Annotated in this window: 16 protein-coding genes; 2 read left to right on the top strand and 14 right to left on the bottom strand. The window is 38.5% G+C overall.

Features of this window, described 5'->3' with window-relative positions; all coding sequences use genetic code 11:
• Nucleotides 1-190 precede the first annotated feature (190 nt).
• The 3 genes from GVN22_RS02115 to miaB all read right to left on the bottom strand — a co-directional run bounded on the left by GVN22_RS02115 (nucleotide 191) and on the right by miaB (nucleotide 3,661).
• Nucleotides 191-712, bottom strand: a complete 522-nt coding sequence (locus GVN22_RS02115) for an LptE family protein (protein WP_166549426.1) — start codon at nucleotides 710-712, stop codon at nucleotides 191-193.
• Complete coding sequence (locus GVN22_RS02110) at nucleotides 693-2,066, bottom strand: sigma 54-interacting transcriptional regulator (protein WP_166549425.1); 1,374 nt, start codon at nucleotides 2,064-2,066, stop codon at nucleotides 693-695. The genes GVN22_RS02115 and GVN22_RS02110 overlap by 20 nt, the downstream gene beginning before the upstream one ends.
• Nucleotides 2,067-2,242: 176 nt before the next feature.
• The gene (gene miaB / locus GVN22_RS02105; RefSeq protein ID WP_166549424.1) at nucleotides 2,243-3,661 is read right to left on the bottom strand and encodes a tRNA (N6-isopentenyl adenosine(37)-C2)-methylthiotransferase MiaB; all 1,419 of its coding nucleotides are present in this window, start codon (nucleotides 3,659-3,661) and stop codon (nucleotides 2,243-2,245) included.
• A 556-nt stretch (nucleotides 3,662-4,217) separates the two neighbouring features.
• Between miaB and GVN22_RS02100 the strand changes: the two genes are divergently transcribed.
• Complete coding sequence (locus tag GVN22_RS02100; protein ID WP_166549423.1) at nucleotides 4,218-6,125, top strand: AAA domain-containing protein; 1,908 nt, start codon at nucleotides 4,218-4,220, stop codon at nucleotides 6,123-6,125.
• A 197-nt stretch (nucleotides 6,126-6,322) separates the two neighbouring features.
• Here GVN22_RS02100 and GVN22_RS02095 read toward each other — a convergent pair whose 3' ends face one another.
• The 10 genes from GVN22_RS02095 to GVN22_RS02050 all read right to left on the bottom strand — a co-directional run bounded on the left by GVN22_RS02095 (nucleotide 6,323) and on the right by GVN22_RS02050 (nucleotide 22,811).
• Nucleotides 6,323-6,751, bottom strand: coding sequence for a hypothetical protein (locus GVN22_RS02095; protein ID WP_166549422.1), 429 nt, complete (start codon nucleotides 6,749-6,751; stop codon nucleotides 6,323-6,325).
• A gap of 22 nt (nucleotides 6,752-6,773) precedes the next feature.
• Entirely contained in the window at nucleotides 6,774-7,202 is a 429-nt protein-coding gene (locus GVN22_RS02090; protein WP_166549421.1) for a hypothetical protein, read from the bottom strand.
• A gap of 203 nt (nucleotides 7,203-7,405) precedes the next feature.
• Complete coding sequence (locus GVN22_RS02085; protein WP_166549420.1) at nucleotides 7,406-8,824, bottom strand: DUF2231 domain-containing protein; 1,419 nt, start codon at nucleotides 8,822-8,824, stop codon at nucleotides 7,406-7,408.
• A complete protein-coding gene (locus GVN22_RS02080) occupies nucleotides 8,776-9,885 on the bottom strand; it encodes a 6-bladed beta-propeller (protein ID WP_166549419.1) in 1,110 nt (369 codons plus the stop codon). Before GVN22_RS02080 ends, GVN22_RS02085 begins: the two co-directional genes overlap by 49 nt.
• A gap of 26 nt (nucleotides 9,886-9,911) precedes the next feature.
• Complete coding sequence (locus GVN22_RS02075) at nucleotides 9,912-11,270, bottom strand: DUF1501 domain-containing protein (RefSeq protein WP_370520392.1); 1,359 nt, start codon at nucleotides 11,268-11,270, stop codon at nucleotides 9,912-9,914.
• Between the two features lie 282 nt (nucleotides 11,271-11,552).
• On the bottom strand, nucleotides 11,553-14,771 hold the full coding sequence (locus GVN22_RS02070) for a DUF1553 domain-containing protein (protein WP_166549417.1): 3,219 nt from the start codon (nucleotides 14,769-14,771) through the stop codon (nucleotides 11,553-11,555).
• 301 nt (nucleotides 14,772-15,072) lie between these two features.
• Nucleotides 15,073-17,643 carry a phosphatidylglycerol lysyltransferase domain-containing protein gene (locus GVN22_RS02065; RefSeq protein ID WP_166549416.1) on the bottom strand — a complete coding sequence of 857 codons (2,571 nt, stop codon included), beginning with the start codon at nucleotides 17,641-17,643 and terminating at the stop codon, nucleotides 15,073-15,075.
• A gap of 92 nt (nucleotides 17,644-17,735) precedes the next feature.
• Nucleotides 17,736-19,175: an AcvB/VirJ family lysyl-phosphatidylglycerol hydrolase gene (locus GVN22_RS02060; protein ID WP_240915545.1), complete on the bottom strand. Its 1,440-nt coding sequence runs from the start codon at nucleotides 19,173-19,175 to the stop codon at nucleotides 17,736-17,738.
• Between the two features lie 487 nt (nucleotides 19,176-19,662).
• Nucleotides 19,663-20,151: a PH domain-containing protein gene (locus tag GVN22_RS02055; RefSeq protein ID WP_166549415.1), complete on the bottom strand. Its 489-nt coding sequence runs from the start codon at nucleotides 20,149-20,151 to the stop codon at nucleotides 19,663-19,665.
• A 224-nt stretch (nucleotides 20,152-20,375) separates the two neighbouring features.
• On the bottom strand, nucleotides 20,376-22,811 hold the full coding sequence (locus GVN22_RS02050; protein ID WP_166549414.1) for a BamA/TamA family outer membrane protein: 2,436 nt from the start codon (nucleotides 22,809-22,811) through the stop codon (nucleotides 20,376-20,378).
• A 102-nt stretch (nucleotides 22,812-22,913) separates the two neighbouring features.
• Here GVN22_RS02050 and GVN22_RS02045 point away from each other — a divergent pair, with 102 nt between their 5' ends.
• Nucleotides 22,914-23,651 (top strand): RNA methyltransferase, encoded by a 738-nt coding sequence (locus GVN22_RS02045; RefSeq protein ID WP_166549413.1) that lies wholly within the window; start codon nucleotides 22,914-22,916, stop codon nucleotides 23,649-23,651.
• 57 nt (nucleotides 23,652-23,708) lie between these two features.
• On the opposite strand, the gene GVN22_RS02040 is transcribed toward GVN22_RS02045, so the two are convergent.
• Complete coding sequence (locus tag GVN22_RS02040) at nucleotides 23,709-24,584, bottom strand: aldo/keto reductase family oxidoreductase (RefSeq protein WP_166549412.1); 876 nt, start codon at nucleotides 24,582-24,584, stop codon at nucleotides 23,709-23,711.
• Nucleotides 24,585-24,725 lie beyond the last annotated feature (141 nt).

The following is a 24,725-nucleotide window of genomic DNA, read 5'->3' as shown; positions in this document are numbered from 1 at the left end:
GAATTAGGGTTGTGCGAAGTACTTCAAACAATTTCAGATTTGGGATTTTTGATTTCGGAAATAAAGTAAAATCCCTTTATTTATTGTGATATAAGAGAAGCTTACACTTCCGAAATCCAATATCTGATATCCGAAATAAACAGTTTTATTTAGCTCAACCCTAATTCACAACTCATCACTCAAAAAGCTCTTACCACTCACCAGCGGTTTTGTTGAAAATATCTAAAACAATTTGGTCAAATATCTTTGGGATTAATTCCTTTTCTACCGCTGCAACGGTTTGATTTTGAGGAAAATCCTGATAGAAGGAAAACTCTTGGTCAAAGTTTTTATTCTCGTCTTTTGCATTGGTAAACTTCACTTGAACCCTGATAGTGAGGCGGTTTAGTCCCCCTTTATCGGATGAACTGGTAGCTTTGGCCTCAACATCATACCCTGTAATACTTCCTTCAAACATCAAATCTGGATTGATATTCGCAATTTTCAATGAAGTATTTCTTTGAAAGTATTCTTTCATTTTTTCATTGAAAGTCAAGGTTAAGTTGGTTGGTCCACCCGCTGCTTGTGCCGTAAAGTTTTGAATTTGGATGGTTTTCAAATTAGGGTCTAAACTAGCCCCACGAAAAGTATAGCAAGCTTGAAGTAAGCTTGTGATTCCTACAAAAAGTAATATACCAGAAATTTTCCAGAGATTATTCTTCTTCGATGTCATATTGCTTGATTTTGCGATAAAGCGTTCTTTCAGAAATACCCAAATCCTGAGCGGCGTATTTACGTTTGTTTTTATTTTTCCGTAAGGCTCTGATAATCATATCTTTCTCTTGTTTTTCTAAAGATAAAGATACTTCCTCTGCCACATGAGTAATATCGTAAATATCGTTGGCTGTATTGTTATCGTCGAGCGAAATAATTTTTAATTCATTATCGCTTGGCGAAACATTAACATTTTGATAATTGGGTTGCTCGTAATTGGGCGTACTTGGTGGCAAAATACGGCTTGGATTCATTTCTGGCGCTTGATAACTATGCCCATAATTGCTAGGAATCGTTTCGCCTTCCAAACCTTGGAAAAGGGTTTCATGTCCTTTGAGAATGTCGCCAGTCATTTCACCATTATTTTTGAGCACCTCCAAAAACATCTTTTTGAGTTCGGTCACATCACGACGCATATCAAAGAGAATCTTATAGAGTAATTCTCGCTCATTAAAATTTTCTTTGTTCTGTGCTTCAAAATCCTTTCGAACAAGTCCGCTATTACCTATTTGTTGACCGCTATTCAGTTGTAAATAATGAGTCAATTTATTGGCATCAACGATACGCTCATCAACTTCCAAAATGGAGATTTGATCAGCCAAATTTTTCAACTGGCGGATATTGCCAGGAAATCTTTGTGACAACAAAATATTCTGAGCATCCTGTGTCAATTGAATTGGTTTTATACGATACTTTTCAGCAAAATCTGTAGTGAATTTTCTGAATAGTAATTCAATATCTAAACCTCTGTCACGCAATGGAGGCACAAAAATTGGAACGGTATTGAGACGGTAGTACAAGTCCTCACGGAATTTGCCACGCTCTACAGCCTGCATCAAATTGATGTTTGTGGCCGCTACAACTCTGACATTGGTACGCTGTACTTTGGATGAACCCACTTTAATAAATTCTCCATTTTCGAGTACACGTAACAAGCGAGCTTGAGTACCAAGAGGCATTTCGGCAATTTCGTCCAAGAAAATGGTACCGCCATCAGTCACTTCAAAGTAACCTTTACGAGCATCTACTGCACCAGTAAAAGCACCTTTTTCATGACCAAATAATTCTGAATCAATCGTTCCTTCGGGTATCGCACCGCAGTTTACCGCAATAAACTGACCGTGTTTTCGTGCCGAAACATTATGTATAATTTTAGAGAATGATTCCTTTCCCGAACCACTCTCGCCTGTAATCAGCACGGTCATGTCGGTAGGAGCAACCTGTGCAGCTACTTCGATGGCATGGTTCAAGGCGGGAGAATTGCCAATTATACCAAATCGGGCTTTGATGGATTGTAATTCGGAATTAGTCATATATTTATAAGATTTGGATAGGTTGATTGAGTTATCATTGAGAGATTGAGTGAGTGGTGATTGAGTGATTAGTTAACGATTATTGTTAATATGCTGAATGAAATATTAAACACATCCCGGAAAATATTTAATACAATATTCACTAAATCACCATTCCCTCAATCACTAACTAAACTCTAAACCACCGCTTCTCCAATGAGGGTTGCTGCGGTACATTCTTTGATAAGAACGTTTACGTAGTCACCTTTTTGGAAGTTTAATTTAGGGAACACCACCACCTTATTTTGGTCATTGCGTCCTTGTAAGAAATCGTCCGAACGTTTTGAGAAACCTTCTACCAATACTTTCTGAACCTTACCGATTGACATTTGGTTTCTTGCCAATGAGTGTTGTTGTTGAAGGGCAATGATTTCATTTAAACGGCGTTTTTTCACGTCTTCAGGAATATCATCTTCCAATTTTTTGGCAGCAGGCGTGCCTGGTCTTTCCGAATAAGCGAACATATAACCGTAGTCATATTTGACATATTCCATAAGGCTCAAGGTATCTTTATGCTCATCTTCTGTTTCGGTACAGAAACCTGCAATAAGATCATGCGAAATACCGCATTCTTCGCCCAAAATAGCACGAATCGCATCGATACGATTCAAATACCATTCACGGTCGTAAGTACGGTTCATGATTTTTAAGACTCTTGAGTTACCTGATTGCGCTGGCAAGTGAATATAGTTACAGATATTCTCATACTTTTTCATGGTATGCAATACTTCATCTGTAATATCTTTAGGGTGCGACGTAGAGAAACGAACACGTAGTTCTGGACTAATCAAAGCTACTCTTTCAAGCAATTGAGCAAAGTTGACTGTTTCAGCACCATCTTCAGACGACCATTTGTATGAGTCTACGTTTTGTCCTAAAAGCGTAACCTCCTTGAAGTTGTTGTCATGTAATTCTTGACATTCTTTTAAGATAGAATGTACATCACGTGAGCGCTCACGACCTCTTGTGAAAGGTACTACGCAGAATGAGCACATATTGTCGCAACCACGCATGATACTTACAAATGCCGTTACGCCATTCGAGTTTAGGCGTACAGGTGTAATGTCAGCGTAAGTTTCGTCACGAGAAAGGAATACATTGATGGCTTTTTGACCTTCGTCAACCTCACTGAAAAGGTTAGGTAAATCGCGATAAGAATCTGGACCAGCGACTACGTCAACGATTTTTTCTTCTTCCAAAAATTTCGTTTTCAAACGTTCCGCCATACAACCTAATACACCAACTACCACCTGAGGTTTTTTCTTTTTGAGTGGTGTAAAGTTTTTCAGACGATTTCTCACTTTTTGCTCCGCATTTTCACGAATGGCACAAGTGTTCAACAAGATTACATCAGCCTCTTCGTATTGGCTTGTAGTGGCATAGCCTTGTTCTTGCAAAATCGAAGTTACGATTTCACTATCCGAAAAGTTCATCTGACAGCCGTAACTCTCGATGTACAATTTCTTTTTACTTTCCTTGCCAGTTTCATCCACCGAAATGCGGGCTACTTCTAACGCTTCTTTGTCTTCGTCTTTGAGTATTTCTAAGCTTCTCATCTTTTGATTAAGAATAATATGAATCGAATAGGGTGTTGGGCGCAATCAGAATACTTTTGTTCCTAATTGACCGCCTCATTCGTTTTAATCTACAAATTTACTGATTTTTCTTGTCAATCCTGCCATTATGTCAGACTTTTGTGGAATTGTGCTATTTCTCGAGTTTATATCTTAGCATGTACCGATTTGACATGATAGTAAAATAGCCTTTTCATAGTTTTAGTTCAACCTTAAGGTTTCATTTAAGAAATTTTAGGAAAATTTAAGCTTTTCATCATTCAATGATGTTGTCACGAGGAGTAAGTGTTTTCTCGAAAATCAATTCTTGAGGAATCAATTATGGAATCTTAATACTCTGTGCTAGGGCTGTACGAATGATTTCAAACTATTGCAGATTTGGGATTTCTGATTTCGGAAATAAAGTAAAATACCTTTGTTTTTTGCAAAATATAGAAGATTATACTTCCGAAATCCAACATCCGATATCCGAAATAAACAGTTTTTATAATCCTTCGTACAGTACTAACTCTGTGCTCATCATTCATAACTTATACTAATGTCATATTTTGAAAATTTAACATCCTTATTACAAATAGAGCGGGAAGAAGACCGCACACAGTACAAACAACTGACCGAAAGCACTAGCGTAAGCGAGCGCCGAGCTAATGGACTTACGTGGTATCCTGTGGCGATTCGTGGCACAGAACTGACCAAGGGTGATTATATCAGTGTTGAGTTGGAGCGTACAACGCATCATGATTTGGCACATTTGTTTCGTTTTGGTGTTCCTGCAACTTTGTTTAGTAATCATAATCCTTCGGATGATAGGATAGAAGGGTTGGTGTCCTATCAAGGTGGTAATAGATTGAAGTTAACGCTTAAAACCGATGAGCTGCCCGATTGGAGTCGCGATGGGAAGTTGGGGATAGATGTCCTTTTTGATGAAAATAGCTACGATGAAATGTTTGCGGCCTTGAAAGTAGCACAAGTACATCTCAATGATAGTAATTCGCCCAAAGCAAACTTGATAAAGGTGTTGACAGGGCAAGCCAAACCAACATTTGATGAATATATTCAGGCTAAACCGAGCATAAAATTAAACGAGTTCCAGAATAAGGCTTTAGCAAAAATCCTTCAAGCGCAAGACTTGGCAATTGTTCATGGACCTCCTGGTACTGGGAAAACCACTACCTTGGTAGAAGCCATTCAACAATTAGCTCAAAAAGACCAAGCACCTATTTTGGTGGTTGCACCAAGTAATGCAGCAGTAGATTTATTGAGTGAAAAGTTGTCACTGGCAGGGCTCAATGTGTTGCGAGTGGGCAATCCTGCAAGAGTTTCGGATTCTTTGATGGCATTGACTTTGGATGCTAAAATGACTGATCATCCTGCCATCAAAGAAATCAAGCGCTTTAAGAAACAAGCGCAGGAGTTCAAAAATATGGCGCATAAATACAAGCGTAATTTTGGCAAAGCCGAGCGTGACCAACGTAAATTGCTATTTGAGGAAGCGCACAAAATCATGAAGGAAGTTGAGCGTACGGAGCAATATATGATTGATGATATCTTGACCAAAACGCAAATTGTCACCGCAACGATGGTGGGCGCAAATCATTATACAGTCAGAAAATTGCAGTACAAAACCGTGGTCATCGACGAGGCTGGACAGGCGCTGGAGCCTGCTTGTTGGATTGCCATTTTGAAGGCACAGCGAGTGATATTGGCGGGCGACTACTGTCAACTGGCGCCAACCATCAAATCAAATGAGGCTTCGCAAAAAGGATTGAGTAAAACATTATTAGAAAAATCTGCCGAGATACATCCCGAATCTGTGGTGTTGTTACAAGAGCAATACCGTATGAATGAGTTGATTATGGGGTATTCGTCGCAAGTATTTTACCAAAATTTATTGAAAGCGCATGAGTCGGTCGCACAAAGAACCTTGTTTGATGGAGAAATTGCCTTGAACTTTGTAGATACTGCGGGTTGTGGTTTTGAGGAAAAACTAATTGGAACCTCAACCATAAATCCAGAGGAGGCACAATTGTTGGTAAAGCATCTTACTCAATTAATAGACAGCTATAAAACTGAAAAACCAGATAGCGCTGCACCAAGTATTGCGGTGATTTCACCGTACAAGCAACAAGTATTAGAGTTACAACAATTGGTACAACATTCGGGGATTGAAGAACAGTTTTTGAAGAAAATCTCAGTCAATACTATAGATAGTTTTCAAGGGCAGGAGCGAGATATTGTGTATATCAGTATGGTGCGAAATAATGCAGAAGGAGAAATAGGATTCCTTGCGGACATTCGTAGAATGAATGTCGCTATGACTAGAGCCAAGAAAAAACTTGTGGTAATTGGCGATAGTGCCACCTTAGCACAATTTGATTTTTATGCTAAGTTTATCGAATATGCAGAAAATGCAGGGTCATATCTAAGTGCGTGGGAGTTTATGTGATTTTTTGACTACTTTCTGAAATTTTGTAAACGAAAACTCAACATTTTTTGGATTAAATGTTGTAAGCCAAAATAGCAAGATTGCTGGCAAGAAATAAGAAACAAGCGTGGTAATCATATTAAGTGAGTCAGTGATAGCAATTTATATTCAAACTTACAAAAATAAGGCTTTACTTGTGCGCAAGTAAAGCCTTATTTTTATTTACCTCTTATATAACGATACGTAACATTAGGGCATTGCTTAAGTTCTAGGGTGTCGGAAGCTAATCTCTTGATTATCCAATCTTTACAATTAGAGCTAAGACACAATGCATCGGGGCAAGGAGTATTAAATTCTGAAAATATAATCGTTTTTCCAGAAACACCATATTTATTTCCTAGGCTTCCACAACAATCACCTTCTGCTGCTGGTCGATTATTTATCAAAAAACTACCATTAGAAGTAAATTCAATTTTAGGCAAAAGCATGTAAACTTTCAAGGTCTCCCACTGCTGAGTACTTTCATTAAAAACCTGATAGGTAGGCTCCCATTTTCCAACAAGTTCTTTAGGTTCAATATTCGTTTCTTTGTTGCATGAAATGACTAACAATGCCAGTAAAACGATAAAATAAAGAGAATTTTTCATGAGTCTACTTTTGGATAAAAAATTACTTAACTTTTTTATACCTCATGATTCCACCTGGGCATTGAGCCACTTCCATGATATCACCTTCTAGTTTTCTGACTGTCCAGCCATCACAATGTAAAGCATAGCAGCTTACGTTTGGACATATCTTAAAGTCTGAAAAGGTTATTTTACCTGATTTGTACGAATACTTATTGCCAATAAATCCACAACAGTCTTGATCGCCAGCTGGTTTGTCGTTTTGAAGTACTTTTCCATCTGCTGTAAATTCGTAGGTTGGTAATGCGACCAGCGTTTGGATAGAATTCCACTTTTGGGTAGACTCGTCAAATAGTTCGTAAGTCGGTACCCATTTGCCTACTAAATTTTCCTGAACGCCGATAGACTGACTATCTTGTTTGCAACTTACTACCGCTAATGCCATCAAAATGGCTACAAATAATGTTCTCATAGTTTTAGAATGAATTTTGAATTGAATTTTAGATAAAGGAGGTTTATTTAAGTTGATAAATGTTGTGTTGTTAATTTGGACTTTACGAAAGTTTTCAAGCTATTTCCATATAAAAGAGTAATAGTACAGATAAAAGGTTGGAATGAGCAAAAAAAATACCCCGATAGCGCTAAACCATCGGAGTATCTATATAATGTCGGACTTTATTTACTGATAATTTTTAAGGCATGAGTGTTAGTATCATTACGCTGAGTCTCTAAAACTTTGGTTCTCCAAACATAGATATGTTGTAAAGATTTTAACTTTTTCAATTCATTGACTGTCAGATTACTTACCTGTGTTTCGTTGAGATTGAGGGAATTTAAGTGTTGTAGTCCAGTCAAATCTGCGGCAATACCATCGCTAATATTGTTTTTTTCTAAACGAAGCTTTTCAAGGTTTGACATAGACGCAATGCTCGAACCAATGGCGTTACTCAGATGAAGTTTGTTAAGGTTTAACCAAACAATATTTTTGGCAATAGGAGCGAGTAATGCCAAGTTGGGCGTTTCTTTTTTATTGATAAAACTTACATCCAACATCACTGGGGTATGATTCATGAAGCGGATATTAAAACCTCCATTAATGGCGTTTTGAACAGCTTTTTCATCTACCTTCTTTGGAATATCAGGATTGACAAAGGTTTGTATTTGGGTATTTTCTTGTGGTAAAATAGCTCCTGCAATACCCAATATCCCAGATGCCGTTGCGGTCATTTTCTCATGATTAGGTACTGCCATAAAGCTCACGTTTTCTGCTCCTTTGCCTTCGTCGAGCCACCATTTCAACAAAGCAATTTCGTCGGACGTTAAGGCCGGTTTGCCATCGGTAGGCATAAATTCCTTATGGTCAGAAGGCAAGGTTACTCGTCTGAATAGCTCACTTTTCGCCGAAGAACCTAGCACGATAGAAGGACCATTTTTGCCCCCTTTCAATAAATCTTGATAACTTATGAGCAATAAATCGCCTTTCTTTTTGCCATGTTGATGGCATTGCTGGCATTTATTTTCTAGTACAGGTAAAATCAAATCTTCAAATACTTTAGCTTCTTTTAAACTATTAGGTTTTACCTTTTGCGTAGCGGTCAATTGTTCTAAACTCAAATAATCAGCCCCATGCGTAAGGTTTCCGCCTTGATGACCAGCATAGCTCAATAGGCACATTTGTGCCAATAATAAGCCCGAAAAAGTTTTATCTGAAAGTTTAAAAATGCGTTGAGCAAATAGGCTTTTTAACCCATAAAAGATAAAGGAAACTACCGCCACACTAATACCTGTATATTTGTGATTTCGTAATGTTAGATAGTCATAATCACCAGTTTGTGACAAAAACCATCCCATCGTGCAAGCCACAACAGCCGATAGCCCACCCAACAAAAGAATTAAAGATACAGCAGGTTTGAGGAAAACATATTTTGGTTTGTACGACAACACATCGAAGAGCGTTGCAAGTACTAAAAAACCAATCGGCAAATGCACCACCAATGGGTGCATTCGTCCGAGGTAAGAAAAAATATCTATCAAAATCATTTGTATTAGACCGTTCGGGTTAATTTGATTGGTGCGGTATGATTGGCGTTCCATTGACAAACGTAGAGGTTTTCGTCTTCGTCGATGCAAACGTCATGCCCGTGGTTGAAAATAGGGTTGCTTGTTGCAAGCGTTGGCAGTAGCACACCATTTTGATACACAGGAGCATTTCCGCCAGGATTACTCACCACTTTATTGTTTTTGTCTAATATCGTGACAAAGCCAGAATCGCCCCAATTTTGTTTTCCCTCTTTATCTTTACTCCAGCAAACGCCTGCATAAAGGTTTTCTTGATGAAATACCGCACGGCAAACATACATTCCTGGCAAATCTACTTTATACAAATATTTGCCCTCAAGTGTAAAGAATTTAAAGCAATTTTCTTCTCTCGAAGAACAAACCACTTTCGGATTTTTAGGGTCACGGAGGTCGATTGAAACGCCATGTGCATTGACTAAATTATGTTCGGGATTGGCGTTGTGTTTGCCTCCAAAATGACGAATATATTTTCCTTTGCTATCGTATTGAATAATATAATCGCTGCCATAGCCATCGGCTACATAAATATCGCCATTGGGAGCTACGGCGGTTTCGGTAGGCATAAAAGGCTCGTCGTTTTTGTATATGCCAATAGTGCGAGGATGCCCAATGGCAAACATCAGCCTTCCGTTGGTATCGGTTTTGATAACTTGCCCTGCTTGGCGATTCCATTGACCGCTACGGTCTTGGTACCAACCACAGTCTGTAATAATCAAAAAATCTTCTGAACCTTCTTTACTCAAACTCAACCCATGTGCCCCTGGAAATGCTAAAGTCCAACTATCCAACAATTTGCCAGATTTGTCAAAAATCAAAATATTATTTGCCACGTGGTCGCCAACCATAATCAAGCGACCTTTTTGGTCTTGTACCATTTCATGACAATTGAACAAGGGTGTACGATTGACCGTAAGTTTGGCCCATCCTTTGTCAACTTTATATCTAAAATTGTTGTGCCCAATAGTCAAATCGTCGGGTTTGGTATGAGCTAAAGCAGGCTGTTTCGCTGTAGCTAATACACCTATGGCAGTTGTTAAACCTGTATTTTTGAGAAAATTTCTTCTATTGTAATTCATAGTCTATAAAAAGGTTAAGCTTAGTTTTAGGCTAAAATATCTTTTACTACTTTGCCACTCAGGTCGGTTAATCTATACCTACGTCCTTGTGTTTTGAAGGTAAATCTTTCGTGGTCTATCCCTAACAAGTGCATCAAAGTAGCCTGAAAATCGTGTACATGCACAGGGTCTTTGACGATATTATAACTAAAATCATCGGTTTCTCCGTAGCTGATTCCAGCTTTTACGCCTGCTCCGGCCATCCACATACTAAAGGCTCTGGGGTGATGGTCACGGCCATAATTTTCAGGCGAAAGTTTTCCTTGCGAGTAAACCGTCCTTCCAAATTCTCCTCCCCAAATCACTAGCGTATCTTCTAATAAGCCCCTGCGTTTGAGGTCGGTAATGAGGGCGGCACAGCCTTGGTCAACCTTTTGGCATTGGGTTTGAATCCCATTAGGCAAAGCAGCATGATGGTCCCAATCTTGGTGATAGAGTTGTACAAACTTGACATCTTTTTCTAGCAATTTTCTCGCCATGAGGCAGTTAGCTGCAAACGTACCTGCTTCTCGTGAATCTTTTCCATACAATTCAAATACTTCGTCTGGTTCGTCGCTCATGTCCATTACTTCGGGAATAGACGTTTGCATACGGAACGCCATTTCATATTGAGCCAATTTGGCATTTACTTCTGGGTCGCCATAATAATCAGCTTGAAGACTATTGAGTTTGTTGAGGTAATTAAGCATCTCACGACGGTCGGCACCGTCGTAATTTTCGGGATTGTTGAGGTACAAAACGGGGTCTTTGCCATTTCTAAATTGTACGCCTTGGTGCTTAGTTGGCAAAAAACCATTCCCCCAAAGACGAGAGTACAAGGGTTGTCCACCGCCATTTTTCGTAACCAATACAATGAATGAAGGTAAATTTTGGTTATCAGAACCTAGTCCGTAGCTCACCCAAGAGCCAATAGAAGGACGGCCTGGCAATTGGTGTCCTGTTTGAAAAAACGTAATCGCTGGGTCGTGGTTGATATGCTCGGTGTACATTGATTTGATGATACACAGTTCATCTACAACTTTGGCTGTATGAGGCAACAATTCCGAAATCATGGTGTTGCTTTGCCCATGTGCATTGAATTTGTACAAAGAAGGAGCAATAGGAAAGCGGCTTTGGCTGGCACTCATGCCCGTCAAGCGTTGGCTACCTCGCACCGAATCGGGCAGGTCTTGCCCAAGCATATTGTATAATTTGGGTTTGTAATCAAATGTTTCAAACTGAGAAGGGCCACCACTCATAAACAAATATACAACACGTTTGGCCTTTGGAGCAAAATGAGGTAAGGCTGCCAGTACATCTTCTTCGATGCTCTGTGTGCCTGATTTTTTGGTAGAATTTGCCAACATACTAGAGCCAGCCCATAGTCCACCAAGTGCCAAAGCACCAAGTCCTAACGATGTTTTGGTTAAAAAACGTCGTCTATCGTACTTCCGATTGAGTTCATCAAACTCGCCTCCCTGTAGGCGAAATTCCTCATCATGCTGATGTGCCATCTGTTTAATTGTGAATTGGTGAATGAGTGATTTTTGGTATATCGGATTGAGGATTTTTGATTTCGGATATATGATTTTATTTCATTGATGAATAAATTTTATTCCGAAATCCTCAATCCCAAATCCGCAATCGAATTACCTTTTAGTAATAGATGCGTCAGAGTTTAGAATGGTATTGGCTACAATGGTATTAGCCGCAATCCAATCTTGGTCTAAGCTACGGTCTATTCGATAAAGTCCTGTATTGAGCCAACTGTCTTTCTTTTTCGGGTTTGCTTTAAACTTTTGATACAAAGCTTTTTGCTGTTGTAAAAGCAAGGTTAATTCTGCTGGAATTGGTTTACGACCCGTAATTTTTCTAAAAACATGTACTAATGCCGCAGGCGTATTGCCTTCTTTTACCATGTTTTGTCCCATCACTTTACACGCTTCAATAAAAGTAGGGTCGTTCATTAGGGTTAATGCCTGCAATGGTGTGCTCGTTTTTTGTCGTCTTACGGTACAAGAAGCCCTCGCAGTGGCATCGAATGTCGCTAAAGTAGGATGTGGTACAGAACGCTTGATAAGCATATACAAACTTCTTTTGTAAATATCGTTTGTCGAGTCGGGTAAATACGTATCTCCATTGATAGCCCAAAGTCCTTCGGGCTGATAGGGTTTGATACTTTTTCCTCCTATTTCATTTTTAAATAAACCACTTGCTACCAGTGCATTATCTCTTATCATTTCGGCGGTAAGGCGGTTGGCTGGGCCACGTGCCATCAGTCGATTGTCGGGGTCGGTGGTGAGGAGTTCCTTACTGGCTTTTGAGCTTTGTCGATACGTTGCCGAAAGCACAATTTTACGTAAAAGAGCTTTTACATTCCATTGATTTTCTCTAAAATCAACCGCCAAATAATCGAGTAAATCTTTATTGACGGGCAATTCTCCTTGGTTGCCAAAGTCTTCGGTGGTTTTAACAATACCAATGCCAAAAAGCATTTGCCAATAGCGATTTACCGCTACACGTGCCGTAAGTGGATGGTCTTCATCAACCAACCAATCGGCTAACCCAATGCGGTTTTTAACAAATTTTTCTTTAAATGGTAAAATGCTCTCAGGTGTATTCGGAAAAACTTTTTCGCCATGACTATCGTACAAGCCTCTTTCCAAAATATAGGCTTGTCGGGGTTTAGGCATTTCTTTCATAACCATAAATTCCCGAATTTTTTCAGCACTATCATTTTGGGCTTTACGATACGCTGTCATTTCTTTGAGCCATTGTTTGGCTGTAGGCGATTTTGCTGCTATAAAATAGCTTTTAAGTGCATTTTTTTCTACCTCATTCAAGGTATTGAATGGCTTTGAAAGCAGGGGATTCCATGTGGTTTTTTCAGCTAAAATACTGATTTCATGGGATGCTATCAGACGATTGTATATTTTCAGTTCGTCCACTTTCCCATTTTTAAACCCTAAACCTCTACCCCAAGCACCCACTTGCAAGGTAGGTTGTACTTTGTAGGTATGCTCAAAAAACACAATATCCCTTGTCAGGTTATCATTGATAACATTGAGCGGAGTAGCTTGCCCATTAACATAAATTTTCGCTCCTTTTGCCAAAGATGAACCATCATAACTAATCGCCAAATGAATCCATTGGTTTTTGGGAACGTCGTTTTTGGTATGTACTATAATGGCATTGTCTGGGGCGGTACGAGCCAAATTAAATTCGAGTTTGTTGTTTTTTACCTGCAAATGATAGCCTCTAAAACCATACAAAAGCCCCGAAACACCCCGATGTAGAATGACTCCTTCTTTCAACTCCTTCGGAATATTTACCCAAATAGATACCGTAAAAGGCTCGTAGCGATGAAAAGCCCCAACGCCTTGCGTATCAAACCAAAGGTCGCCTTCCATCCAAAGTCCTTTACCGTATTTTCCTGCCACAAAAGTAGGTTTATCTTTATCGGTACCCCCTACATCTCTTGCCATTTTGGGCTGATGTTTTTTGTTGCGTAGGTTAACTAATGCGTCGTCGAAAGTATAATGTCCTTGCAAGGCAATGGTATCAGGTTGTTTTAAATCTTGTCGGTATTGTCCGCTGCTAATCCATTGGTTAAACTCTGCATTGATTTTAGCTGGATAGCTTTGGTTCTGTTCTACAGCCTTTAGTTTTGTTTGAATGTATTTGATTATTTGCTGTTGTTTGGCGGTAGGTAATTGCAAGGTTGGTACAGGCAAGGCATCATCCCAAGAAATTTGTCCAGCTTCGTTTACGTTATTGAAGAAGCTGAATAATTGGTAGTAGTTTTTCTGTGAAAGAGGGTCATATTTATGGTCGTGGCATTTAGAACATTCGAGGGTCATGCCCAAAAAAGCCGTTCCAAGCGTATTGGTTCTGTCCACGACGTATTCCACTCGAAACTCTTCTTCAACAATCCCTCCTTCCATATTTTGCTGGTGATTGCGTAAAAATCCTGTAGCAATTTTTTGGTCTAAAGTAGCATTGGGCAACAAATCTCCTGCCAATTGATATTTGATAAACTGGTCATAAGGCAAATTTTGGTTAAATGCCTTAATCACCCAATCCCGAAACGGACTCATATCTCGCACCCTATCAACCGTATAGCCATGTGAGTCGGCAAAACGAGAAACGTCCATCCAGTCGGTTGCTAGTTTTTCACCGTAATGCTGAGAAGCAAGCAATTTATCAACTACTTTTTCGTAGGCCTTGGGCGATTTATCTGCTAAAAAGGCATCAATATCGGCGAGGCTCGGCGGCAAGCCCGTCAAGTCTAAATAAACCCTACGAATAAGGGTTTCTTTATCGGCTTCTGGTTGTGGTTTGATTTTCTTGGCTTCGAGTTTGGCTAAAACAAAATTGTCGATTTCATTTTTCACCCAATCACTTCCTTCAACCGAAGGTACACGGGGTTTTTCGGGTTTTTCAAATGCCCAATGTGCTTTGTATTCAGCCCCATCTTTAATCCATTTGATTAAAACGGCTTTTTCTTTGTTGCTCAAAGAAAGGTGAGATTCGGGCGTGGGCATGATTTCTTTGGGGTTCGACGTAAGGATACGACGCACCAATTCGCTATCGTCGAGGTCGCCTGGGTCGATGGCTACTTTGCCCGGATTTTCGGGTAAATCTCCGTAGGCAGCTTCGGCGAGGTCGAGGCGTAAACCTGCCTTTTGTTTCTTTTTATCAGGGCCATGACAGGCAAAGCACTTATCCGAAAGGATAGGCTTTACATCCATGTTGTAATCAAGTTCATCAGGTAATTGAGCGATTTCCTCCTTTAACTCTTCTGGCACGTTGTTACGACAAGAGGAAAGGACAAATAGCGGAATAAATAAAAGAAGAAGTTTCTTCATCTGACACTAGGTTTATTCATAAGTATAGTACAATTACTTGTACCTTGTCGATAAAAAGTTGGATGAAATCAATTATACTCAATGTCGAGGGATGATAGGATAAAATGCTACAGGCATTGGCTAATTTTCCACAAAAAGATGGGGGAGGAGGTATTTAAAAATGGGATATTTAGGAAGAGATATTACTAGTTCAAGATTTAGTCTTGGAATATTTTTTATACAGTTTCTAAACTGTGGCAAAAACTAGTCCGAGACAAAGTCTCGAACTAGGTAATAATAACTCATAGCCGAAAGCCAAAACCTATGCTTTCATAACTTTACCTAAAGCCATAGGGAGACTAATCAAATCATAATGGTTTTCGTAGACCAAATACTTATTGACCCAAGTTGGATTAAACTTATCTTTAAAATCTCTCAATCCATGATAATGACGAAACTGCTGAAGTTTTTCGTAGGCAAATTTTACTGTCCATTCTGGAAAATCCTTGGGCTGGTCAATGCCCGACATAGGAGCTACACCCATATTAAGGGCGCTTAACCCTTGTTCCTTTAACTGGGAGATAAGAGCAATAATCAGCGCATCCATCGAACCAGAGGGTGCATCTTCGGTTTTTCTAACCAAGTCATACGTTCCTTCATTGGGAGTGTAATCGGGAATGATATTCAAGAATGAAACAATTTTTTCATCACTATTTTCAATCGTAATGATAGTTTGATTTTTCAATTCATCCCAATTAAACATGCCTTGGGAAAAAACCATTTCTTTTCGGTCTAAAGAACGTAGCCAGTCATCTGAAACGTGTTTGAGTTTTTGTAAAAGCCCGTCTTTGATGGGCGCTTGGTGGATGACCGTTTTAAAACCCTTTTTTTCCAAAGCATTCAACGCATTTCTTAACGACTTTTTGTCTTTTCCTTCCAACGTGAAAGCCTGTAAGTTTACAATCGCTTCCTGACCTATTGGTAATGATTTTTTACCAAAAGATTCAAAAAGAGGCAGTTTGCTTTCATCTATTTTATAATAAGCCGTTTTTAGGCTATTTCTTTTACAAAAAACTTCAAATTCATGAATCAACTTTCGTATGCTTTCAGTTGAATTTTCGCATACGGGCTCGCCCAAAGCAATTGCAAAACCAGAGGCGATTTTGTAAGCAATAAATCCTTCGATTTTAGTACCGAAAAAGAACGTTTTATCAGCATCCACCTTGAAATGATCGTCGGCTGTGTGACCATACTTAGCTAATAACTCAAGTGCTTTCGCCTGTTCTTCCTCATCAGAAGAATAGCGAAAAATATAAGGTTTGACAAAAGCATAAATCAACAAACCCAACGACAAACTGCCCAATAAATTGATAGAATGAATAAAACCTTTGGCAAAACGAGTGAGAGGAGCAACTGTAGTTTCGAGTAGAAAAAAGCTTCTTACACTATTTTCAATAGAATTACTCAAAGAAAAGTCGATACCAAATTCTTTTTTATCCAAAAAGTAAAAGCCAATTACCCCATACACCAATACCATGGCTAAAACTGAGCTTGCTAATAAAATGCCAAAGTTTTGAAGTTTTCGGTCACTTTTAACATAATATTGTTTGCGAGTAATCACTAAAACAATCATTGTAAAAAGCGCTAGGATAGCTTCTTCGTAATCGATAGCTTTGGTTAAATGTCCGACAAAAGAAATAAGGCTCAAGGTTAGTGCTAAAAACCATGCATTTCGCAATCCCCTTATCAAAAATGCTGCACATACCAATAGGGATATACCTGACATGAGTACGGCCAGATTGGATAAATGCACGGTGGCAATGGGGATAAAATCTTCCAATAATTTGAGGCGCTCGACTAGGGGAGGAGTCAAAACAGATATGATATTGACTAAACCTAACAGCGCCAAAAGTATGGCTGGAAGCAACCGAAGTAGTATGTTGCCTCGATTGAATAAAAAACTACCAATCCCTGCAATGAGAGGTGTCCAAAACTCAAACACACGGTAAAGGATGGTGATAGAAATAGCTTGTGTTTCACTGAATCCATAAGAAGTTATCAATAAAATCATGGAAACTTCAACGGCTCCCAAACCTCTTAAAAATGGTGAAATAACATAAAAAAGGGTAGCTATCACGTAGCCCGCAATACAACTTTCGAGGCTGGCAGACAAGCCAAGGGCTTTCATGGCGATACCAAGATGGAGCATTCCTGTGATTTCTACACCTATCGAAAATAGTAAAACTAAGAGTATTTCTTTTACCGAAAAATTCCCCACATTGATTTCTTCTGCCAACATTTCAAACTGTGGGTTGATCTTAATTAACTGTTTGAAAACCCATCCTTTTTCAAGAAAAGACCATGTAGCCCATACCAATAATACCACTATTCCAACAATCCCCGCAAAGGCTATCCACGAACTAGCCGAGGAACTACGGACTATTGCTAGATATACCAAAACGGGAAATGCCACGAATGCAAGCGAGGCGATTCCTATAACTGCATAGATATAGGAAGCAAAATTAATTCGAGTTTTACTAATTCCTTTTCTTTCAATTTCTTGGTTGAAAAAAGCTAAAGAAGTAACACCTCCTCCAGGCAAAAACACACTGATAAGGTTGCGTTTAAGAAATAGTTTTACCCCATCTTTTATAGATATAGTGCTATGTACTGCTCGAAAAGCATATACATACATTAAACCGTTGAGAAGAATGTAGAAACCAGTTACTAATAAGCCTATAAGGAAGTAATTTGGGTCAGCATTTTTTAATACAGCAATAGACTGCACAATGTCTGATTGTTGTTGTCTGAAGAAATAGATTGCCAGTAATAAAAACAAAAAGGCAAGAATTTCTTTTAAATAGTAGTTTCGAGATTTAAGGAGGTTTTTCATATAGTTATTAGATTTTTTGACGGACTAAGAAATATATTTTTTAGGATAAAATGCTTGATTTTAAACTATTTGCAACTTTTATATCTTCGCTCCTAATTTTCCAGAACTTTATTCACAATACTTGTATAAGCATTGTCAAAATGATGTCCACCTGGGAGAATTTCGACTTTTGCTCCTGTTTTTCTAAATAAGTTGGTGATGTCAGTATCTTCATCACTTCCAAATAGACAAAGTCGTTTTAAAGAGTGGGATAATTCCATTTCTTTTAGTACATCGTAAGGGTCATTATTGCCTCCTAAACTGAGCATATCGGCTACATGGATTTCAAAATCTCCTTTAGTATCTGGCGAAAGAAGGGTGATGCCAGACAGTTTTTCTCGGAGAGATTCGGGTAGTTTGTTTGCAATAAAAGGTGCTACACAAGCTCCGAAAGAGTACCCCATAATATGGAATGATTTGATTTCTTTATATTGCAAATAATATTGCGCTATCTCCGCAATTTTTCTAGCTGTTTCTTCAGGGGTACGAGCATTCCAGAAATATTTCTGAGAATCTAATCCTACGACTGAAACGCCTTTATCTGCAAAAGCATTGGCAATACCTTGGTCAAAGCTCGTCCAGCCACCATCCCCCGAAATAAAGAAAAGAAGTTCTTTATTAGCCGCAATTTTGGGTTCGACAACATCGATGGGAAGGTCTGTTTTAAGGCTTGCAGGAAGTACTTTAGTAGGATTGACAGATAATTTGTTATAGGCTTGCTTGAACTGAGGCAACCAGTTACCAGTGTACGAAAATCCATGTCCAACTTTGGGCAACGTAATAAGTTCTACATTTTTGATACCTTTCAAAAATGTAGCAGTAGCATCGTAAGGACAAGTTTGGTCTTTTACACCGTTTAAAACAATAAAGAGAGCAGGAAGTTTTTCGACACGGTCAAAGTAATACGATTTGCCTTCTTTGAGCACATGATACAAAAGACCATTGCCTTTGCAAAACGGTTTTTTGAGGTCTATATCTGGGCAAAATCCAAGTGAAATTCCGCCTTTGAAAGTACCAGCAGGTGCCTGAGCGATAAGTCCATAAATGAATACTGCGCCATAAGAGTATCCTACAAGAATGGGTTTTTGATAAGTGGCAAAATGATATTTGCGTTGTAGCATCATACTTAATTGCTCAAAATCAGCAGCAGGATAAGAACACGCACCCTTGTCTTTTGCCATTGAAGCAGCAAAAGATTTGGCGTCAATTCCTGCGACCAAGGCTCCTTGATAGGCCAAATAACGAGCCATACTTAGTACCCCAGACTGCCAGCCTCCGTCACCCGAAACGAAGAGCACCAAAGAGTTGGGTGTACCATTGGGATGATACATGGTTAGTTTTCCAAATTTTCCATAGCGTAAACTGTCAACGCTAATGGGTTTTGGATCGGAGAATGAATAAGTTTTTACTTGAATGAAAAGAGAACAAGCGGTAAAGAATAGCACTTTTTTCAAAAGCGAAATTCTTTTGAGAGTTGAAGCAATCATAGTCATGACTAAATTTAGTTTTAGCGATTTTTGACCCAGTTTAAAGAAATATGTATGCTCGTTTAGGAGCTTAAATATTCAGTAAATTATTGCTTCATAAGGTGATTGTTGGAATGGGAATATATAAGGCTTTGATAGATTATAGACAGAAATGTTTAATGGAGTAGGCGTTTTTTTTTCTAAAGAAGCTACTTGAATTTTATTGTTTTGATAGAAAATGTGTTTACGTTGAAGCTGAATTTTGTAATAGGAACAGTTCTCAACCCATGATTTCACTTAGCGAGTGAATGTATAAACCCGCTAACTATCAATATTAATAACTAGGACTGAGCGAAGGAATGTGATACAATTTCGGATATCGGATGTTGGATTTCGGAATTGTAACCTTCAGAATTTGGTACAAACAAAGAGGTTTTTCTTTATTTCCGAAATCAGAAATCCCAAATCCCAAATCTGCAATAGTTGGAAGTCACAACTCACAATCCTAAAATAACTAAAGTGTTAAATCTGAGACAAAGCCAATGGGATCGTCGGGAGTAAGGACGATTTTTTTGTTTCCTTCAAGGTGAATCATTACAAACTTTTCGCGTTGAGTCGCATACCACAACATCGAACCTTGATTTTTGCTAGCGAAATAACCAAAATATCCGAATAGCCCACCAACACCAAATGTACGAATCGCAAGTCCCATTTGCTCGTTGCTTAGCATTTCAACTTTTTCGATTTTTCGTCTTTCATAATTGGCATTATAAAAAAGTCGATTGATTGAAAGAGTGTCTTCTGTAATTTGATAGGCTCGTGGACTGTAGCCTAAACTAATCACATAAGTAGAGATTAACAATACAATCACCAGAACCGAGACCCAATAACTTTCGTTTTTTAGCACAGGGAATAGGGAAAATGCTATAAATACAAATAACACCGTAACACCTATCGAGGTGAATTTTGCTAGCTTGTCTAATGAGGCTTTGTAGATCATCATGGCAATTATAATTTTGAGGTCAAGAATATATTTTTGCCTATAGACTTTATCTTGGTTTTGATGCCAAACTCTGAGTCTTGATAATGCCTAATAGTAGATTTAAGGTAAAGAAAAATCTTGTTTTAATCAACTGTCATTAGTTAATATTTGTCAGCAAAAAGCGTCATAGAATTCATCGATTTTCTGAAAAAAGTACTTATGTATAATTCACAAAATTGCTATTGTTAGAAAGGATACCCAATACCAAAATTAAGTGTCAAAGGATTTGAATAGGGTTGTTCGGGATAGAGCGGACTTTTGAGGTTATCTCTCAAAAATACCCAGTTGTCACCTTTAAAGGCAGGGTCGAGGACGCGTACAGCCCAGTCGAATCGAATCACGAAAAATGACAAGTCATAGCGCAAACCAAAACCAATATCCATTGCGATTTCTTTGTAAAAACGATTCAATTGAAAGTCTGAGCCTGTCAAACCCGCCGTGTTTTGATTTGGAAATCTCCAAACATTACCAGCATCGGCAAAAAGCGCTCCGTTCAAATCTCCATAAAAACGAATAATCTTGAAACGTAATTCGGCACTAGTTTCCAAAATAATACTCCCAGGGTTATCAAACGAACCCGTAAATGAACCTGGCCCTAAGCCCCTCGGACGCCATGCTCGTAAGCTGTTTGGACCACCGATAAAGAAGTTTTTTTCATAAGGTAAATCCTTGTCAGCACCATACGCAAAGGCTGCTCCCGTATTGATTCGATACGCCAAAAGCGTTTTATCACTACGCCCAATAGGAATATATTTTCGGTAATCGGCACTGGCTTTGATGAAGCGATAAAATTGTAAAGAATCTTGTAAAAGATTTGTCAAGAAACCAAACTTGCTCCCTTTGATTAGGTTCAAGGTAGTACCGCCAGATTCAAAAAACAACTTTAAATATTTTCCCTGTTTGAGTTGTCCATACGGGTTATCGGTATAAGTGTATGTGGCACTCATACTGGAGATAAATGATTGTTGGAAACTTCGTTTGAGGTTATTCCCGAGACGTAACAAACTATCTAAAAAGTTACGGAAAGCAGGTGCTTGATTGCTGGTATTGACAAGGTTGACATCAAAAAGGGATACTTGCCAATATTTGTTGGGCGAAGGACGCCAATTGAATGTACTGGCAACCTTAAAGCCAAAACGGTTATACTCTTGGCGACCTATAAACTCTCCACCCACACTAATACGCGTTTGTGGAGAGTAGTTCTCGAAACGTTGGGCAAGACCCTCAGGTAATAATATTTTTGGAATAATAAACGAGGTATTTAATCCTAACTCAAGATTTCGGTTTACCGAGTCGGGTCTTAAAAAGCCTGCTTGAGCCTCAAATCCAAAACGAAAGGTAGTTTCTAAAGAGTTGACGCTGTTATTGATATTTCTAGCTTTGAAAGAAGTATTCAAAAACGGTCCGGGTACCAAGTTGTTAAGACTTCCACCTGCAAACACACTTCCACCTGTTTCGACCGAAAATTCGTATTTATCTAAAGGTTTGGCATAAATTGAAGCGTTTATGACGCCTTTGGTGGTATCCAGATTGATACGAGTAAACTGGAACTGCTCCAAACCATAGAGTTTCTTTTGGGTTTGGTTGATTTTTTCTTGACTAAATACTTGATGCTTTCTTAAATCAATTTTGGTATCCAACACACTTGGTGAAAACTTTTTATTCACAAAAATGTATTGAATATTAGGACTATACACCGTATCGACCGTAGTACGATAAGCATTGGCATAGGTACCATCGGCAATAAATTGAATATTTCCAATATTATATGCCGTTGAGTAATTGTTGCTACGAGGAGTACGATCAGGACTTGGAATGTAGGTGATTACCTGTAGTTTTCCAGTTTTGGCGGTATCCAAAGCATTTATTTTTAGGCTTAAAAAGTCTTTGGAAAAAGCATAGTAACCATTATTCTTCAATAGACTTTCAATACGGTCTTTTTCTGCGTTGTAATTTTCAAGGGTGAGTCGTTCGCCTGATTTAAGAAAACTTTGCTTTTTGTTTTTTTCTAATAATTGCAAAATTTTGTAATCTTTCACCACCAGCGAATCGTTGCTTCCAATAGGATAACTCACACCTTCATTGATAACGTAGGTAACCGCTACACTTCCTTTTTTGATAAACAAAGAGTCGACTTTATAAGAAACTTGGGTTAAGAAAAAGCCATGATTTTTGTAGTAAGTTTTGATTTTCTCAACGTTTTTCTCAGACTCATCCTTGTAAAAATAAGAAGGAGGTTCACCAAATGTACGCATGGCCCAGTTGCCCTCTGCAATGGCTCGGGTAAGTTTTTGTGCCTTTTTTTCCTTCTTTTGAAGAAGTTTGTTGTATTCGTTCGAATTAATATCAAGCCCTTTTATTTGTTCCTCAAAATCCTCATTTAACTTTGTAAGTTCATATTCCCATTGAAGTTTCTTTTTAGGAAAATCTTTAGAAAAAAGCTGATAAAAATACAAACCAGGGGTAATGGGTGTTCGCAGAATTTTTTTGTTGGGTTTTTGTGGCAACAGCGGTTCTAAATTCTCAGTAGTAATTTTTCGGTTGCCACGAAAGTTTTGAGAATACAGCAAAGGGTCAGAAAATATGTTTGAAGTAGTACAGCCCGAAAGCCAACTACCCATACCAATCAATGTGAGATATATGCAAAAATGTCTCAAAGTCATACTTAATATATGTAACAAGGGTGCTGATATACAGCGACTAACCTTTTAAAATATTGCTTTATGTTGTCAAAAAACCAGATTAAATACATTAATTCTCTTCAGCAAAAAAAGTTTCGTCAAGAATACCAATCTTTTGTGGTGGAAGGTGCCAAAAGCGTGGTTGAACTACTTTCATCTGATTTTGAGCTGGAGTCGTTGTATGTCACTGAGGATTTTTACAAAGAAACTAAACCTCTATTAGACAAACAACCTTTGAGAGCCGAAATTGTAGGACAGGCAGAATTAGAAAAGGCTGGTACATTTAGTTCGAACAACGCGGCGCTTGCGGTGGCCAAGATAAAATCTAATCAAGAGCTGCTGTTGAATGACACCGAATATGCTTTGGTTTTGGATGAAATTCGTGACCCCGGTAATTTGGGAACTATTATTCGTATCGCAGACTGGTATGGTATTCAAAAGATTATTTGTTCGGAGGGTACTGTAGATTTGTATAATCCCAAGGTTATATCTTCAACGATGGGTTCTTTTACGAGAGTTTCTTTGTTTTATACCGATTTAGTGAAGTATTTAAAAGGTCAAGAAAAACCGATATATGGGGCATTTTTGGACTCAGAAAATGTACACACGCTCAATTTTGCGCCGAGTGGGTATATCATCATAGGTAACGAAGCGAATGGAATTTCTGAAGCAGTAGAGGAAGTCGTTACGCATAAAATTACAATTCCAAGATTCGGTGGTGCAGAGTCACTAAATGCTGGTATTGCGACTGCCGTAATATGCGATAATTTAAGAAGATAGTTCTTTAGAATTTTTGCTGTTGTTGGAGCTCTTTCCAACAACAGCAAAAAAATCAATCTATTTCATCAAGGCTACGTTGTAAATCTCGTACCAGTCTTCGTGGTTCAATTTAATTTCGGTAGCGCTCACAGCATTACGAATACGTTGTTCGGACAAAGATCCAATAATTGGCAAAGTACCTAGTTGAATCAACCATGCTACCGCAGTTTGCTCGATGTTAGCACCATATTTTTGACCAACCTCAGCTAATTTTTCTTTCAAAATTGCCGATTTGAAATCTGTGCCATCAAGGATTTTTCCACCTGCCAACGGCGCCCAAGCCAATGGTTTGCTAAAGCGTTGTTTGATAAAGTCTAAACGACCATCCTCAATAGCAGAGGTATTGGCTAAGTTTAGTTCAATATGATTGGTAACGATGGGTTTGCGCAAATATGATTCTAACAATTGGTGTTGGAATACCGAAAAGTTACTTACACCAATATGTTTGATTTTGCCAATGTTTACCAACTCACGAAGCGTTTGTGCCGTTTCTTCAGGATTGCTAATCATATCTAATTGATTCAACAAAAAGATATCTAAGTAATCTGTGCCAAGGCGCTTCAAAGAGTTATCTACACTTTCTAAAATGTATTTTTCAGAATTGTCAAAATACGTATATCCTTTGTTTGATTTACGAACGCCACACTTACTGAACAAAACAATATCTTCTCTTTTGACCCCTTTACTTTTGATTAATTTACCAAAATATTCTTCAATAGAAGAATTGCCATAAATGTCTGCGTGGTCAAAAGTATTTACTCCTAATTCGAGGCAAAGATTTACGATTTTTTCCATCTGGTTAATGGTCTGTTCGCCATTGTTAGTCCATCTCCAAAATCCATAAACCGCTTCTGAAACTTTAGGACCCGAATCACTCAAATAAACTTTGTTCATAAAACAGGGGGTTAAAACACTTAGTACTTGTTGGTTTTTCAACCGTTTGTTGGTTAGTATAAAATTAAATTGAACCAGAAATGCTAGAAATCATATTCAGCAGTTTTCTTCAATTTGCTTTTTTGACAAAGATTCAAAAAA

The organism is Cellulophaga sp. BC115SP (assembly GCF_009905545.1).
Lineage (GTDB): Bacteria > Bacteroidota > Bacteroidia > Cytophagales > Spirosomataceae > Flectobacillus > Flectobacillus rivi.
This window is presented reverse-complemented; position numbering and strand designations above follow the sequence as displayed.